This window comes from Nocardia brasiliensis (assembly GCF_042691675.1).
Classification (GTDB): domain Bacteria; phylum Actinomycetota; class Actinomycetes; order Mycobacteriales; family Mycobacteriaceae; genus Nocardia; species Nocardia brasiliensis_D.
Map to the genome: position 1 here is coordinate 513,341 of NZ_CP170507.1, position 14,613 is coordinate 527,953.

Annotated in this window: 14 protein-coding genes; 6 read left to right on the forward strand and 8 right to left on the reverse strand. The window is 67.3% G+C overall.

Annotated elements, in window-relative coordinates; genetic code table 11:
• Positions 1-14: 14 nt before the first annotated feature.
• Positions 15-1,640, reverse strand: coding sequence for a MinD/ParA family protein (locus ACFK0J_RS02705; RefSeq protein WP_378736243.1), 1,626 nt, complete (start codon positions 1,638-1,640; stop codon positions 15-17).
• Positions 1,641-2,087: 447 nt separating this feature from the next.
• Complete coding sequence (gene leuA / locus ACFK0J_RS02710; RefSeq protein WP_378736245.1) at positions 2,088-3,881, reverse strand: 2-isopropylmalate synthase; 1,794 nt, start codon at positions 3,879-3,881, stop codon at positions 2,088-2,090.
• Between the two features lie 342 nt (positions 3,882-4,223).
• Between leuA and ACFK0J_RS02715 the strand changes: the two genes are divergently transcribed.
• From ACFK0J_RS02715 to ACFK0J_RS02730, 4 genes are all read left to right on the forward strand, one after another.
• Positions 4,224-4,991 (forward strand): sulfite exporter TauE/SafE family protein, encoded by a 768-nt coding sequence (locus tag ACFK0J_RS02715; RefSeq protein ID WP_378736247.1) that lies wholly within the window; start codon positions 4,224-4,226, stop codon positions 4,989-4,991.
• An 86-nt stretch (positions 4,992-5,077) separates the two neighbouring features.
• Entirely contained in the window at positions 5,078-6,691 is a 1,614-nt protein-coding gene (locus ACFK0J_RS02720; protein WP_378736249.1) for an alpha/beta hydrolase, read from the forward strand.
• A gap of 191 nt (positions 6,692-6,882) precedes the next feature.
• Complete coding sequence (locus ACFK0J_RS02725) at positions 6,883-8,529, forward strand: GMC oxidoreductase (RefSeq protein WP_378736250.1); 1,647 nt, start codon at positions 6,883-6,885, stop codon at positions 8,527-8,529.
• Between the two features lie 200 nt (positions 8,530-8,729).
• Positions 8,730-9,572 carry an ion transporter gene (locus ACFK0J_RS02730; protein ID WP_378736252.1) on the forward strand — a complete coding sequence of 281 codons (843 nt, stop codon included), beginning with the start codon at positions 8,730-8,732 and terminating at the stop codon, positions 9,570-9,572.
• Here ACFK0J_RS02730 and ACFK0J_RS02735 read toward each other — a convergent pair.
• The 4 genes from ACFK0J_RS02735 to ACFK0J_RS02750 form a co-directional block, all read right to left on the reverse strand.
• A complete protein-coding gene (locus ACFK0J_RS02735) occupies positions 9,550-10,761 on the reverse strand; it encodes a low temperature requirement protein A (RefSeq protein ID WP_378736254.1) in 1,212 nt (403 codons plus the stop codon). The two genes, ACFK0J_RS02730 and ACFK0J_RS02735, sit on opposite strands and share 23 nt — an antisense overlap.
• Before the next feature lie 90 nt (positions 10,762-10,851).
• Positions 10,852-11,322, reverse strand: a complete 471-nt coding sequence (locus ACFK0J_RS02740; RefSeq protein ID WP_378736256.1) for an SRPBCC family protein — start codon at positions 11,320-11,322, stop codon at positions 10,852-10,854.
• Between the two features lie 289 nt (positions 11,323-11,611).
• Positions 11,612-11,797: a DUF1918 domain-containing protein gene (locus ACFK0J_RS02745; RefSeq protein WP_218472855.1), complete on the reverse strand. Its 186-nt coding sequence runs from the start codon at positions 11,795-11,797 to the stop codon at positions 11,612-11,614.
• A gap of 64 nt (positions 11,798-11,861) precedes the next feature.
• Positions 11,862-12,449, reverse strand: coding sequence for a TetR/AcrR family transcriptional regulator (locus ACFK0J_RS02750; protein ID WP_378736259.1), 588 nt, complete (start codon positions 12,447-12,449; stop codon positions 11,862-11,864).
• A 58-nt stretch (positions 12,450-12,507) separates the two neighbouring features.
• On the opposite strand from ACFK0J_RS02750, the gene ACFK0J_RS02755 reads away from it, so the two are divergent.
• Together ACFK0J_RS02755 and ACFK0J_RS02760 are read left to right on the forward strand one after the other, a co-directional pair.
• Complete coding sequence (locus tag ACFK0J_RS02755) at positions 12,508-13,083, forward strand: dihydrofolate reductase family protein (RefSeq protein ID WP_378736261.1); 576 nt, start codon at positions 12,508-12,510, stop codon at positions 13,081-13,083.
• A gap of 26 nt (positions 13,084-13,109) precedes the next feature.
• Entirely contained in the window at positions 13,110-13,685 is a 576-nt protein-coding gene (locus ACFK0J_RS02760) for a dihydrofolate reductase family protein (RefSeq protein WP_378736263.1), read from the forward strand.
• 8 nt (positions 13,686-13,693) lie between these two features.
• Here the strand turns inward: ACFK0J_RS02760 and ACFK0J_RS02765 are convergent, their stop codons facing one another.
• A complete protein-coding gene (locus tag ACFK0J_RS02765; protein ID WP_378736265.1) occupies positions 13,694-14,110 on the reverse strand; it encodes a secondary thiamine-phosphate synthase enzyme YjbQ in 417 nt (138 codons plus the stop codon).
• Positions 14,111-14,128: 18 nt separating this feature from the next.
• Positions 14,129-14,611, reverse strand: coding sequence for a MarR family winged helix-turn-helix transcriptional regulator (locus ACFK0J_RS02770; RefSeq protein ID WP_378736267.1), 483 nt, complete (start codon positions 14,609-14,611; stop codon positions 14,129-14,131).
• Between the last annotated feature and the right edge of the window lie 2 nt (positions 14,612-14,613).

Consider the following 14,613-nt stretch of genomic DNA (forward strand, 5'->3'; position numbering starts at 1 on the left):
ACAGCTTTCGAATTCTAGTGACCGAGTGGCCCGGGGTGGTGGTATTGCTGGGCGCTGACGTACCCGAAGTCGTCGGCGACCATCGCGGCCAGTTCCAGCAGCGCGCGACGGGTCGGCTTGCTCACTAGTTCCAGGTCGATTTCCGCGCCTTCGGCGAGGTGATCGTCGAAGGGCACCACCTGGACCGCACGGGTGCGGTCGAGGAAGAGCTTGCGGAGCTGGTCCAGGTCGACCGTGGATGCGCCACGGCGGGAGGCGTTCACGACGACGACGGTGCGCTCGACGAGCTTGTTGTAGCCGTGGTGGTCGAGCCAGTCCAGCGTGGCCGAGGCGCTGCGGGCACCGTCGATGGCCGGCGAGGTGACCAGCACGAGCGAGCTCGCCATGTCCAAGACGCCTGCCATGGCCGAGTGCATCAGGCCGGTGCCGCAGTCGGTCAGGATGATGTTGTAGAACGACTGCAGGATGCCGATGGCCTTGCGGTAGTCGGCCTCGCTGAAGGCCTCGGAGACCGCCGGATCCTGTTCGCTGGCAAGCACTTCCAGGCGGCTGGGCGCCTGTGAGGTGTGTGCCCGCACGTCGGAGTACCTGCTGATGTGCTGGTCTTCCAGCAGGTTGCGCACGGTGGAGCGGGTCTGCCGCGGCACCCGGTGCGCGAGCGTGCCGAGGTCGGGGTTGGCGTCGATCGCGATGACGCGGTCACCGCGCAGCGACGCGAACGTCGAACCGAGACCGACCGTGGTCGTGGTCTTGCCGACGCCACCCTTGAGCGACAGGATGGCGATCCGATAGTCGCCGCGCACCGGCTGATTCACCCGGTCGACGAGGTCGCGGTAGACGATGTCGGCCGCGGACTCGCCCGGGTTGAGCACGCCACCGGTGGCCTTGTGCACCGCGCGACGCCACCCGCTGCGCGGCGCCCGCCGGGCCCGCTTGAGCAGGTTCAGGTCGTTGACCGAGTGGCCGGGCTGACCGGGCGCGGGCACATGCTGCGGCTGGAACGGCTGCGCGGGCTGATGCGGGTTCGGCCCGCCCTGCCAGCTCGGCGCGGGCGGCTGGCCAACGGGCGGCTGCCCCATCGGCGCGGGCGGCTGGTACGCGGGCGGGGGTGGCGGCTGGTGGGTCACCGGCGGTGGCGGTGGCGCCCAGCTGTAGATCGGTCCGCTCGGCTGATCGGCTTGCGGCGCACCGGCTTCGGAATGTTCTTGCGGCACCCGCCGGACCAGCCCGTCGGGGCCGATCTCCTGCCGGTATTCGCCGTAACCCTGCTGTTCTTGCATGCCTGCGATCTGGTGGCTACCACTGTGGCCGGATGCCGACTGGTACGTGCCGGTCTGATACGGCTCATATGCGCCGGTCGGTGCGAACGCGCCCGCGTTCGGCGGGGCGTACCCGCCGTATTGCTCGGCGGGGCCGGGCGGCGGGAAACCTTCGGGCGGGCCGTAGGACTGCGGGGGCATCGTTGCCTGCGGGTAGGACACGGTCTGGTCCGTCGAGCCGCTGAAATCGGGCTCCGCCGGGTCTTGATCCGGCTGGTCCGGCGCTTCCGCTGCCTCGGAGTCCGTCACTTCCACGTCACCGGTCTGCTCCGCCGGCTGGTCGGCGGCTTGCTCCGACTCGGTGGCATCGGCCGTGTCCACCGTTTGACTCTGCAGCCAGGGCGGTGAGGTCGGGTTGTGGTCGTTTGTTGTCACAGTTCCCCCATCTGCTCGGGACTTCGAGCAGAGAGCTCGGCGCTTGAGTGCGAAACCAACGCTAGCACGGGGTTCGCCAGCTCGCGTCACCGTATGCGGGCTCTCGCAAGCGCTCTATGTATGGCGGAAGTGCCCCGATGACACGCCGCCGATATGTGGTCTCCGACAGCAAGATCGAGAGCCGGGCCCTGGGGCGATCAACGACCGCCGCGCCCGGCTCTCACCGTACTCGACCTGCACCCGACGTGGGGCCGGACGACAGTCCTCCGCAATTGCGTACGGCCGGACCGAAGTCGGAGCCTCGCCGGTCAGTGCGCGCGGTTGCCCGAGCGGGCCACCGCACGCAATGACGCGGTTGCCCAGGCGCCACCGCACGCAATGACGCGTTTGTGATCAGTGCGCCCGGTTCACCGCGGAGACCACCGCGCGCAATGACGCGGTGGTGATGGACGTCGCGATGCCGACACCCCACACCACCTTGTCGCCGATCGCGCACTCCACATAGGCGGCGGCCTGTGCGTCGTCGCCCGCGGACATGGCGTGCTCGGAGTAGTCCAGCACCCGCACGTCGAAGCCGACGGTGGCGATGGCGTCGACGAACGCGGCGAGCGGGCCGTTGCCGGTGCCGGTGATCTCCTGCTCGACGCCATCGACTTTCACCACCACCGAGATGGTGTCGGTCCCGCCGTCGGTCTCCGACGCGGTGACCTTCTGCCGGATGCGCTCCAGCGGCCGGATCGGGCTCAGGTACTCGTCGGCGAAGACGTCCCACATCTCCTTCGGGGTGACCTCGCCGCCCTCGCCGTCGGTGATCCGCTGGACCGCCTGGGAGAACTCGATCTGCAGTCGGCGTGGCAGCACCAGACCGTGGTCGGTCTTCATGATGTAGGCGACGCCGCCCTTGCCGGACTGCGAGTTGACCCGGATGACCGCCTCGTAGGTGCGGCCGACATCCTTCGGGTCGATCGGCAGGTACGGCACGGCCCAGACGATGTCGTCCACATCGGCGTCCGCGGCGTCGGCCGCGACCTTCATCGCGTCCAGGCCCTTGTTGATGGCGTCCTGGTGGCTGCCGGAGAACGCGGTGTAGACCAGGTCGCCGCCGTACGGATGGCGCTCGGCCACCGGCAACTGGTTGCAGTACTCGACCGTGCGCCGGATCTCGTCGATGTCGGAGAAGTTGATCTGCGGGTCGATGCCGCGGGAGAACAAGTTCATGCCCAAGGTGACCAGGCAGACGTTGCCGGTGCGTTCACCGTTGCCGAACAAGCAGCCTTCGATCCGGTCCGCACCCGCCTGATACCCCAGTTCCGCGGCGGCGACCGCGGTGCCGCGGTCGTTGTGCGGGTGCAGCGACAGCACGATCGAGTCGCGGCGGGCCAGGTTGCGGCTCATCCACTCGATCGAGTCGGCGTAGACGTTCGGCGTCGCCATCTCGACGGTGGCGGGCAGGTTGATGATCAGCGGCTTGGCCGGGGTCGGCGCGATGATCTCGGAGACCGCGTCGCATACCTCTTTGGCGTATGCCAACTCGGTGCCGGTGTAGGACTCGGGGCTGTATTCATAGCGCCAGTTGGTGTCGGGGTAGCGCTTCTCGATTTCCAGGCACAGTGTCGCCGCGTCGGTGGCGATCTTCTTGACAGCGGCCCGATCGGCGCGGAACACCACTTTCCGCTGCAGGATCGAGGTGGAGTTGTAGAAGTGCACGATCACGTTCTGCGCGCCCGCGCAGGCCTCGAAGGTGCGCTCGATCAGCTCGGCGCGACACTGGGTGAGCACCTGGATGGTGACGTCGTCGGGGATCGCGCCGTCTTCGATGATCTCGCGGACGAAGTCGAAGTCGGTCTGGCTGGCCGACGGGAAGCCAACCTCGATCTCCTTGTAGCCCATCCGCACCAGCAGGTCGAACATGCGGCGCTTGCGGGCCGGGCTCATCGGGTCGATCAGGGCCTGGTTGCCGTCGCGCAGGTCGACGGCACACCAGCCCGGCGCGACATCGATGATCTTGTCCGGCCAGGTGCGGTCGGGCACCGAGATCGGCTCGACCTCCTCGGCGAACGGCCGGTACCGGAAGGTCGGCATCGAGGAGTTCTTCTGCGCGTTCCAGCCGGGCTGGTCGGCCGGGGCGGGTTTGGACGGCGGCGTGATGGTGCGCGAGCCGGATACGAAGGCGTCAGCAGGGGACATGGCGATTTCTCCGAGGGTGTGGTGTTTCCCAAAGGGTGGGTCGACCGGCGCGGCAATACCCCGCGACGGGAGCCGGTCCGATCAGACCCCGTCGCGGCGGCTGAGAAGAAGTGCCCGCTGCATGATGCCGGCGAGTTTACCGTGTGGCATTACACCCCCGAAAGCCCGGCCCCGTCGTCGGGTCATCCGACGTTGCCATTAGCGTTCCGACCAGAAGCAAACGCTTGTACGGGCAGTGCTCGATGGCGTCGTTCACGGGTCCCTGCGTGGTTACGCAAGCTACCGCCTCCGGGCCCGGCGCTCACGCCGCGGGCTCCGACGGGACGTCGAACGGATTCACATATGACCTGGCTGGAACAGCTGGCCGTCTTCGGTGCGGGCATCGCGGCGGGCGGCATCAACACGATCGTGGGTTCGGGAACCCTGATCACCTTCCCGGTACTGCTCGCCTTCGGGCTGCCGCCGGTGACCGCGAACGTGTCGAACACGATCGGCCTGGTCCCCGGCGCGATGAGCGGCGTACACGGCTATCGGCGCGAACTGGCCGGGCAGCGCGAACGGCTGCTGCACCTGGGCACCGCGTCGCTGCTCGGCGGCATCACCGGCGCGGTACTGCTGCTCGTCATGCCCGCGCAGGCGTTCAAGGCGATCGTGCCGGTGCTGATCATCGCGGCGCTGGTGCTCGTCGTGGTGCAGCCACGACTGTCGCGCTGGGTCAAGGAGCAGCGCGCGAACGGTGACAGCCCGGCGCCGAAACACGGTGGCCCGATCCTCTTTGTCGCGGTCTTCGCGACCGGCATCTACGGCGGCTACTTCGGCGCCGCGCAGGGCGTGCTGCTGCTCGGGCTGCTCGGGGTGTTCGTGCACGAGGACATCCAGCGCCTCAACGGCATCAAGAACGTGCTCGCGCTGATCGTGAACGCGGTCGCCGCGGTGATCTTCATCGTGGTCGCCGACGTGGATTGGCGGGCGGTGCTGTGGATCGCGCTCGGCTCGATCATCGGCGGCCAGCTCGGTGCGAAGATGGGCAGGCGGTTGCCGCCGACCGCGTTGCGGGTGGTCATCGTCGTGGTCGGCACCATCGCGGTGGTCCGGCTGTTGATGACGTAGGAGGTGGCGTTGACGAGGCGATCTCAGGGTGCAAGTCATCCCTGCGGAGGACGACGGCTGCGCCGTTGCGGCACAAGATAATCGGTATGCGTGGGTGGAGGATCGTCGTCGTTGCCGCGCTGCTGTTGCCGCTGACCGGTTGCGGCACGCCGGGCAAGCACGAGCAGGCCGTGGCCGACCTGGTCGCCCAGGCCGATGCGGTGCCGACGCCACGGCTGGACTGGGTGCCGTGCCAGGAGAAGGCCCTGAGTCGGCTGCAATGCGCGACCGCGACGGTTCCGGTGGACTACGCGCGGCCGGACGGCGCCACGCTCGCACTGGCGGTGGTCCGCCAGCCCGCGGCCGATCAGTCCCGCCGCATCGGCACCCTCTTCACCGCGGCCGGGGGTCCCGGCGCTTCGGGCATCCGGTGGGCGGGCGATGGCGTGATGTTCCCGGGCGAGATCGCCCGCCGGTTCGACGTGGTGACCTTCGACCAGCGCGGTATCGGTCGCAGCTCGCAGGTGCGCTGTTTCGCCAATCCCGAAGAGCAGAAACAATTTTGGTCCGGGGTGTGGATTCCGCCGGTGAACGCCCAGCAGGAGGATGAGCAGGCGCGCTTCAGCCGCGAGCTGTCCGCCGGATGTGCCGCGCACAATCCCGCCCTGCTGCCCCATCTCACCACCGTCGACGCCGCTCGTGACCTGGATCTGCTGCGCCGCGCCGTCGGCGACAAGCAGCTGACCTACGAGGGCGGTTCGTACGCCAGCTACCTCGGCGAGGTGTACGGCGCCGTCTTCGGCGACCGGGTCCGCGCGCTGAGTCTCAGCTCGATGATCGACCCGGACGCCTACACCGCCGACACCCGCACCGAGGTCGCCACCGCGGCGGCGGGCACCGAGGAGGTGCTGTCGGAGTTCTTCCGGTTGTGCGCCCAGGCCGGGCAGCCGCGCTGCGCTTTCGCCGGTGCGGGCAAGCCGGTCGCCGACCCCGTGGGGCAGATTCGTAGTGATCAAAAGCCAAGCGGCGGTGAGGATCTGCGTGCCCGCGACACCGCATTGCTGGCGCGGCTGCGGCAGGGGCCGGTGGTGGTCGGCGAGGGGGAGCGCGCGCACCAGGTGACCTACGCCGAGGTCGTCGCGTCGCACACGCTGATGCTGTACGACCCCGAGGAAGGCTGGCCCGCGCTCGCGCAACTGCTCACCGAACTGGAGCGCGGCCAGGCGGGCAATCCGGACATCGTGCGCGAGATTCTCGACGCGGGTGCGATGCGGCCCGACTTCCTCGACTCGTTCACCGCGATCTCCTGCGCGGACAACACTTTTCCGCGCGAGCCGGAGCAATGGTCCGCGCTGGCCGAGGAATTGGGCGCGGACGGATCCCCCTACGGCGCGTTCTGGCTGTACCTGCGCCAGCCGTGCGCCTCGTGGCCGTCCCCGCAGGGCGGCTATCCACAGCGCTACCCGGGGCCGTGGATCCTGCGCTCGGACGTGCCCGCCTTGCTGTTCAACAACCGGTTCGATCCGGCGACACCGCTGCCCGCCGCCCGCAAGGCGCAGCAGGCCCTGGTCAACGCGCGCCTGGTCGTCGTCGACGCGGGCTACGGGCACGACACCACCGTCGACTGCACCCGGCGCCTGCAGGAGCGTTACCTCATCGACCAGCAACTTCCCGCGCCCGGCGCGACCTGCAAACCCGATCGAGCACCCTTCGCCGACTGAGTCGCGGCCCGCGGTGCCGCGCCCCTGTCGGCCATCGGCGACCCCGGCCCGTGGCCTGTTGGCCATCCCCGCTTTCCCGGCATCGGGACCACCGGAGGGGCGGTCCGCCGGGACAACGGAAGGGGGACAACGGATGACGACGCGGCAACGACTGTTCAGCGAACGGGAATACCGGTAATCTGCGCTCGGCCATGCGTGATGAGGGAGGTGGCTTGGTGCGTAGACGCGCCTTCTTCAAGGCGGCGGGTGCGGCCGCGCTGTTCGGCGCTGTCGCTGGTTCGTCGTCGGTTGCCGGACCGGCGTCCGCGGACCCGGTCTGGAACCTGCTTTTCCAGGCGTGGGTACCGGAAATCTTTGCGCCCCTGCCTGATCCGCCCGAGCACACGCCCGCGATCGTCATCGGCTCCGGTTTCGGCGCCGCGGTCACCGCGCTGCGCCTCGCCGAGGCGGGCATCGCGAACACGGTGCTGGAGCGCGGTTCGCGCTGGCCCAACGATCCATGGCGGGAGATCTTCACCGGCGACGACCTACCCGACGGCCGCGGCTTCTGGCATCGCACCACGTTCACCGGCGTCAGCAAGGTGCCGATGCAGTTCGCGAGCTTCGGTGGCGTGCTCGACTGCACCAACTATCCCGGCATCGACGTGTGGCGGGCGGCCGCGGTGGGCGGCGGCTCGGTGATCTTCACCGGTGCGATGGTCGCCCCGGAGCGCCGCTTCTTCGACCACCTCTTCGGCGGCACCGTCGAGTACGGCGAGCTGGACCGCGTCTACTACCCGCGGGTGCGGGAAATGCTGCGGCTGAGTTCGATGCCGCCGGACATCTACGCCGCCAAACCGTTCGCGCACTCCAGGGCGTGGGACGATCAGGTGCGCAAGGCGGGCTACCAGCCGATGCCCAACGACTCGATCTTCAACTGGGACATCCTGCGCGGCGAACTGGCGGGCACCACCCGGCCGTCGGCCACCGCCGCGCGCAGCAACCTCGGCAATTCCAACGGCGCCAAGTTCGATCTGAATCAGAACTATCTGAAATACGCTGAGGGCACCGGCCGGTCCACGATCTACCCCGGCCACCAGGTGGAGTCCATCGCCCAGGAGCCCGGCGGCCGATTCTCGGTGCGGGTGACCAAGTTGGCGCCGACCGGCGAAGTGCTCGGCACCAGGACCCTCACCTGCGATCAGCTGTTCCTCGGCGCAGGCTCGGTGGGCACCTCGGAGCTGCTGGTCCGGGCCCAGGCCACGGGCACGCTGCCCAACCTCAACGAGCACATCGGCGACGGCTGGGGCACCAATGGCGACGTGGTGCTCGGCCGCGGCGCGAGTGCGCTGGCCGGTTTGGGCCAGGGTGTCCCCAGCGCGAGCCGGATCTTCGACGAGTCGGGGCTGCCGCTCAGCTTGGAAAGCTGGTACATCCCCGGCATTCCGTTCGAGACGGGTGCGCTCGCCTCGCTGGGCATGGTCCTCGACCCGGCCCGCACCCGATTCGGCTACGACGCCGCCTCGAACCGGGTCGGTCTGTCCTGGCCGACCCGGAATAGGGACGACATGGTGGCCGCCGCCCGCGCGGTCGACCATCGCATCGCCGAACGCGCCGACGCCGTCCTCGAATACGGCGCCCTCGGCTACGACGCGAATGCTCTGTTCACCGCGCACCCACTGGGCGGAGCGGTGCTCGGCAAGGCCACCGACAGTTACGGCCGAGTGCACGGGCATCCAGGTCTGTACGTGATGGACGGTGCCGCCATTCCGGGCAGCACCGGCACGGTGAACCCGTCGCTGACCATTGCCGCGCTCGCCGAGCGCAATATCGAGGCGATCATCCGCGCCGGTAGGTAGACGGCAGCGGATTGTTCGGCTGAGTTCGCCCCGGGGCTACTCATCTCCGTCGCTGCGGTAGCGATTTCGGGGCTGCGACCCGCCGCCGGAATGACGGCGGCAGCCGACGGCGGACTCGAGCCCTGCGCCGGAGTCCGTGCCACCGGCCGAACCGCGTACTACTGTCGGCCTGACCGTTCGGCGTTGAAGGGACACCCCAGGTGACAGCTGCGAGTACCACTCCGGTCGGCGAGGAACTCCCGGAAGGCGATTACCCGCGCAAGCCGCCCGCGTTGTGGACCGACTTCGTGATGCTGGCGCTGGCCGTCATATCGGTGGCGCTGGTCACCTGGATCACCTTCTTCACGGTGTCCGAGCAGACCTATCGCGCGATCGTGATCGTCGACTGGACGGTGTGCGCGGTCTTCGCCGTCGAATTCCTGTGGCGCTGGCGCCGGGCAGGCTGGCCGTGGACGTTCCCGTTCGTCTACTGGTACGAGGTCCTCGGCATGATCCCGGTGACCAGTCCGTTCTTCCGCGGGTTCCGGCTGCTGCGGATCGTGGTGATCGTCGTCCGGCTCGGCCGGGTGGCCGACCGCGTGTTCGGCGACCGGGTCACCGCGGCGCTGGTCAATCGGTTCATGCTGACCATCGTCGAGACGATCAAGCGCCCGATGACCATCGCGGTGATGGACGAGGTCGCCCACGTGATGCGGTCCGGCCACTACACCCGCAATATCGCGGCGGCGCTGCAGGAGAACCGCGCCGAGCTGGACGAGATGATCCTGGAGCTGATCAAGAAGGACCCGCAGGCGGGACGGGTGCGCTATATCCCGTTCCACGACGACATCATTCGGCTGATCGCCGACACTACGTTCCGCATCCTGTTCCAGGTATTGGATGATCCGCGGACCGACGAACTGGTCTCGGATGTGTTGCGCGAGAACATCGATCAGATCCGGCACGCGGTGCAGAACGACGTCCGGGTGCCGCCGTCCGCGTACGGTCCGACGCCTGCCGAACACAGCGTCCGGCATCACCTCACGCGGGTGCCCCGTGCCTGATCTCGTCGCGCGGCTGCGCGAATCGGATTGTCTCCCACACGATCAGCACACCGAGCACGGCGCACAGAATGGCGAGTGCAGCGAGCGCGGGCAGCGCGGCCGCCAGCGGGATCAGCGCGAGCAGCAGCACGATGGTGACCACCCTCGGCAGGCTGACCGCCCCTGTCGCATAGTGTTTCGCGCCGACCAGCGCGATCAGATAGAGCACGACTCCGCCGTACAAGGCGAACAACGGAATTCCGTACAGCGCGTCTTTCAACGTGTGCTGAGAAGAGTCGCCGACATAGTAGAGGACTTTCTTCAATCCCAGTGAGAGCCCGATGATCCCGACGATCATCGGGAAATGCCAAAAGGTGTAGGCGCCCCGCGCGATCTTGATCTGTCGCGCGCCGTCGGCATGTTTCAGCTGGTGTTCGATCGACAGCGCGGCGACATCGAAATAGGTCCACCACAGCAGCCCGGATACCGCGAGTCCGAGCAGCGCGCCGACCGCGATCGGCCACGAGATCGGCAGCTCCGCCACCCCGATACCGATCGAGACGATCGATTCACCGAGCGCCACGATGATGATCAGTCCGTACCGTTCGGCGAAATGGGTCGCCGAATTCAATCGCCAGTCGGTGCCGGCCAGCAGCGTCCACAGATAGTCACCCGCGATGGCCGCGATCCACAGCCCGATCTGCAGCGCCCCGGACGTCATAGCCGCGATCAACAGCAGCGTGGTGCCGATGGTGATCGAGCCGATCGCCCAGCGCAGCACCTGATTGCGCAACTGCGGGTCCTCGGCGCTGGCCAGCCAGAACATCACGACGTGCACCACCCGTACGACGAGATAGGCGATGGCGAAGACCAACGGGCCGTACCAGCCGCCGGGCAGATCGTGGAAGGCCTCGGGAATGGTGAGCGCGGCGAGGAAAGCGCCGCCCATCGCGGTGAACATCGCGACCCGGGCAAAGCCCTCGTCGGCGCGGATCACATTGCCGAGCCAGGAGTAGGCGATCCACAGCCACCACATCACCGCGAGTACGAGCACCGCGCGCAGCATGTTCTTGGCGCTGGTCTCCTCCGCCGCCAGGTCGGTGACCATGGTGAAGGCGAAGACGAGCACCAAATCGAAGAACAGCTCGAGCTGCGTCACCGACGCACCTTCGGCCACCGGTTGGAGCCGAACCCGTTTGGAACCGATCATGGTGCACATCGTCGCACCCCGATCGGCTCGGCGCGTCGCTGCCGCGTTGCGCGTCGTGCGATTTCCCGCCGAGCGTACGTCGACCGGTTGTTATTCGTTATAGCTATACGGTTTCATGGTTTCCGGCTCCGGAAATCGCTCGGCGAACTCGATGAAATTCTGCACGGCGATCTCGTTGGTCTTCCGTACGGTTCGCTTGAGCAGAAGCCCGGGAACGGGGATGGGCATGTAGAGCTCGGTGTGGAACCAGACGTCGGTGCCGTCGGTGCCGTCGGAAACTTCGAACCAGCCGCCGCCCTTGACGCCTCGGGTGCTGTCGGTGACCTGCCAGGACGACCGGACTTCTGTCCAATCATATTCCAGCACTTGCAGATCCGTGCTACCCAACAGTTCGGTCTTGACGAAAACTCGACGCGGCCTTCCTGCTTCGTCGCGCGCGGCGACTCGGGCATCGGTATATCCCGGCGACCATTCCGGGAGCATTTCGACCGCGGCCAGCGCATCCATCACCTGCGCGGAATCGGCGTCGACGACGAATCGAATATCGGTTCTCGTACGCATGTAAAACCTTCCGACCCCCGATGGACAACTCGGCCGATTCTCTCCAGCCGTTATCCGTCCGTCAACCTTTGGTTCCCGGTCCATAGTCCGCAGGCGGGGTCGACGTGGACCGATGTGCCCGAAAGCGCGAGCGGGAACTGCGCGAACCACTTCCGAGTGGAAGGTTTGGGGCATCGCGGAAAAGCCACTGCGCGGTAGTTGCCGTGCGGGCACCGTCATCGGGCCGTGCGAGCACGGTTATCGGGTCTGCCGAACGTTGCCGCATCGCCGGGTGCGGCAGCGTCCGGCGTCAGTGGGCCGGTTCGACTGTCGCGTCCGGCCCGGGATATACCAGCGACTCGTGTCCGTCGGGGTACCGCACCAGATAGGGCGGTGACCCGTCGGGTCCGCGGACCTCGATGATCTGCCCGTGGCGATCACCTTGGCCCACAACGTGTCCGTGCACGTGGAGTCGGTCTCCGACATTCGCCATCATCACTTCATTATCGAATGGAGGTGATGCGGGTCACAAGGGTTCGGGGATTGAGACTGTGCGGTCTTTATCTCCCGATGGCGCGATCGACGGCGGCCTCGATCAGTTCCTGGCTCTGCTCTTCGGTGAACACGTCCGGCAGCGTGAGTCGGTCAACGATCAGCCAGTTGAGCGCCAGATAAAGCAGCAGTACGGATTTCTCGTCGCCGGGCAGGCCCGCGTCGAGGTGGTTGCGCACATTGAAGGCGATGTCCGCGCGCACCCGCTCGGTCAGCACCGCGCGCAGTTCCGGTCGCCGGGTCGCCTCGAGGCGGAGCTCGAGTAGGGCGAGGTAACCGGTGCGGAACGACTCGATGCGCCCGACCGTCTCCTTCATCAGCTCGACGATGTGCGCCCGCGTCTTCGGGCCCTCGGCCAGCTCGGCCATCGTTTCCTCGGTCGGCTGCAACCGCTCGTAGAAGCGGCTGCCCGCTTGGGTGAGCAGGTCGTCCCGGTTGGCGAAGTAGTTCGACGCCGTGCCCGCGGGTACCGCCGCCTCCTTGTCCACCGCGCGGAAGGTGAGACCGCGAGCGCCGTCCCTGGCCAGGACCTCGATTGCCGCGTCCAGCAGCGCTTGCCGGCGCTCGGGATTCGTTCGCACTTGACACCACTCCATCTGTAGTACTACATTTTGACCACTACAAGCACAGTACAACAGTTTGGGTGGTGCCGGAATGCGAAAACTTGTCTACTACGTCGCCGTGTCCCTCGACGGTTACCTCGCAGGTCCGGCCGGGGAGTTCGACTTCTATCCGACCGACGACGAGATGGCCGCCTGGCTCAACGGCCAGTATCCGGACTTCGTCCCGACGCATATCCGGCCGCATGTGGGTGTGCCGCTGGATGAGCCGAACAAGCGGTGCGACACCGTGATCAGCGGCCGCGGCACCTATGAGCCAGCCCTGTCCGTCGGCGTGACCAGCCCGTACGCGCATATGAAGCAGTACGTGGTTTCGCACAGCCTCGGCCGGATCGATGACCCGTCGGTGGAATTGGTCGCTGGCGACCCGGTCGATCTGGTGCGGCGGCTGAAAAAGGAAGAGGGGCTGGATATCTGGCTCTGCGGCGGTGGCAACCTCGCCGCCCAGCTGCTCGACGAGATCGACGAGATGATCATCAAGAGCTACCCGGTCGTCGCGGGCGGCGGAATCTCGGCCTTCGCCGGGGAATTCCGGCCGACCGTGTTCAGCCCGGCGCAGCGCAAGAACTTTGGCAACGGCGCACAGGTCACCTGGTTCACTCGCGCCTGACAAACCCGTACGAAAGAGGCTTTACTATGCGAAAACTTGTCTACTTCGTTGGCATGTCGCTGGACGGCTACATCGCCGGACCCGGCGGCGAGATCGACTTCTATCCGTTGCCCGAGGACTTCATCGGGTGGCTCGGTCAGGAGTACCCGGAGACCCTGCCCACGCACGCGCGCCCGCACTTCGGAATCGCCGCGGACGCGCCGAACCAGAAGTTCGACACCCTCGTGATGGGGCGCGGTACCTACGACCCGGGCCTGGCCGTCGGCCTCGCCAGCCCGTACTCCCACATGCGGCAGTACGTGGTGTCGAGCACTCTCGGCCGGATCGATGACCCGACCGTGGAACTGGTCGAGCGGGATCCGATCACCCTGGTGCAACAGCTCAAACAGGAAGTGGGCATGGACATCTGGCTGGCCGGCGGCGGCAAGCTCGCGGCAGCGCTACTCGGCGAGATCGATGAGCTGGTGATCAAGCGCTACCCGGTCGTCGCGGGCACCGGCGTCCCCGCTTTCGCCGGCGGGTTCCGGCCGACGCTGTTCACGCCGACCGAACGCAAGGAGTTCAGCAACGGCAACCAGGTCACCTGGTTCACCCGCGCATGATCGACCGCTCACCCGTCCGAAAGGAAGGACAGCCGCACCTGGCGCTCTGGATTGTCGACATTGAGGTCGACGAACGCGACCGACTGCCAGGTGCCCAAGGCCATCGTCCCGTCGATCACCGGAATGGTGGCGTAGGGCGCGATCATCGCGGGCATGACATGCGAGCGGCCGTGCCCGCGTGAGCCGTGCGCATGCCGCCACCGATCGTCGGCGGGCAACAGGTCGCGCAGGGCGGCGAGCAGATCGTCGTCACTGCGCGCCCCCAACTCCATCACCGCGATGCCGGCCGTCGCGTGCGGCACGAACACATTCAGTAGTCCGTCGCCGCCGCCGGACGCTGCGCGCACGAACGACGTGCACTGCCCGGTGATGTCCTGCACGACTTCGGTCTGGCCCGTGGTCACCGTGAATACCGTGCTCTTCATGACTCCATCGTGCGTCATTCACTCGGTTTCGTCGGCGCGCAATGCCTTGGTTACCCGAAGTGATGTCTCATGCAGCCGGGTGAACAGTTCCAGGATCAGTGCCAGCTGGTCGTCGGTGTAATCGGCGGCCACCGTGCCGAATTCCCGTGCCAGCAGCTCATAGTGCGGGGCGATCTCGTCGATCCGCTCCTGGACGGCCGTGATGATCACCCGCCGCCGGTCCTGTCCGTCGTGTTCGCGCCGCACGTAACCCGCCTTCAGTAGCCGGTCGATCATCCGGGTGATGGCGCCGGTGGTCAGTCCGGCGGCGGCGGCCAGTTCGCCCGCGGTGGCGGGCCCGCCGAGTCGCAGCATGTTCAGACAGCGCAGATCCGTCACGTGCAGGCCCAATCGGTCCGCGACGGCCTGGTGCATCATCACCGCGTCGGTGGCGCTGCGCTGCGCTGCGAGGGTCAGCGCGGCACCCAATTCCGCCCGCTTCGGCCCGGCATTCTTCGGCATCT

Bases quoted from the DNA above. Each gene is read 5' to 3' on its own strand.
- leuA (WP_378736245.1), bottom strand. From the start codon at position 3,881: ATGTCCCCTGCTGACGCCTTCGTATCCGGCTCGCGCACCATCACGCCG.
- ACFK0J_RS02715 (WP_378736247.1), top strand. From the start codon at position 4,224: ATGACCTGGCTGGAACAGCTGGCCGTCTTCGGTGCGGGCATCGCGGCG.
- ACFK0J_RS02720 (WP_378736249.1), top strand. From the start codon at position 5,078: ATGCGTGGGTGGAGGATCGTCGTCGTTGCCGCGCTGCTGTTGCCGCTG.
- ACFK0J_RS02725 (WP_378736250.1), top strand. From the start codon at position 6,883: ATGCGTGATGAGGGAGGTGGCTTGGTGCGTAGACGCGCCTTCTTCAAG.
- ACFK0J_RS02735 (WP_378736254.1), bottom strand. From the start codon at position 10,761: ATGATCGGTTCCAAACGGGTTCGGCTCCAACCGGTGGCCGAAGGTGCG.
- ACFK0J_RS02740 (WP_378736256.1), bottom strand. From the start codon at position 11,322: ATGCGTACGAGAACCGATATTCGATTCGTCGTCGACGCCGATTCCGCG.
- ACFK0J_RS02745 (WP_218472855.1), bottom strand. From the start codon at position 11,797: ATGATGGCGAATGTCGGAGACCGACTCCACGTGCACGGACACGTTGTG.
- ACFK0J_RS02750 (WP_378736259.1), bottom strand. From the start codon at position 12,449: ATGGAGTGGTGTCAAGTGCGAACGAATCCCGAGCGCCGGCAAGCGCTG.
- ACFK0J_RS02755 (WP_378736261.1), top strand. From the start codon at position 12,508: ATGCGAAAACTTGTCTACTACGTCGCCGTGTCCCTCGACGGTTACCTC.
- ACFK0J_RS02760 (WP_378736263.1), top strand. From the start codon at position 13,110: ATGCGAAAACTTGTCTACTTCGTTGGCATGTCGCTGGACGGCTACATC.
- ACFK0J_RS02765 (WP_378736265.1), bottom strand. From the start codon at position 14,110: ATGAAGAGCACGGTATTCACGGTGACCACGGGCCAGACCGAAGTCGTG.
- ACFK0J_RS02770 (WP_378736267.1), bottom strand. From the start codon at position 14,611: ATGCCGAAGAATGCCGGGCCGAAGCGGGCGGAATTGGGTGCCGCGCTG.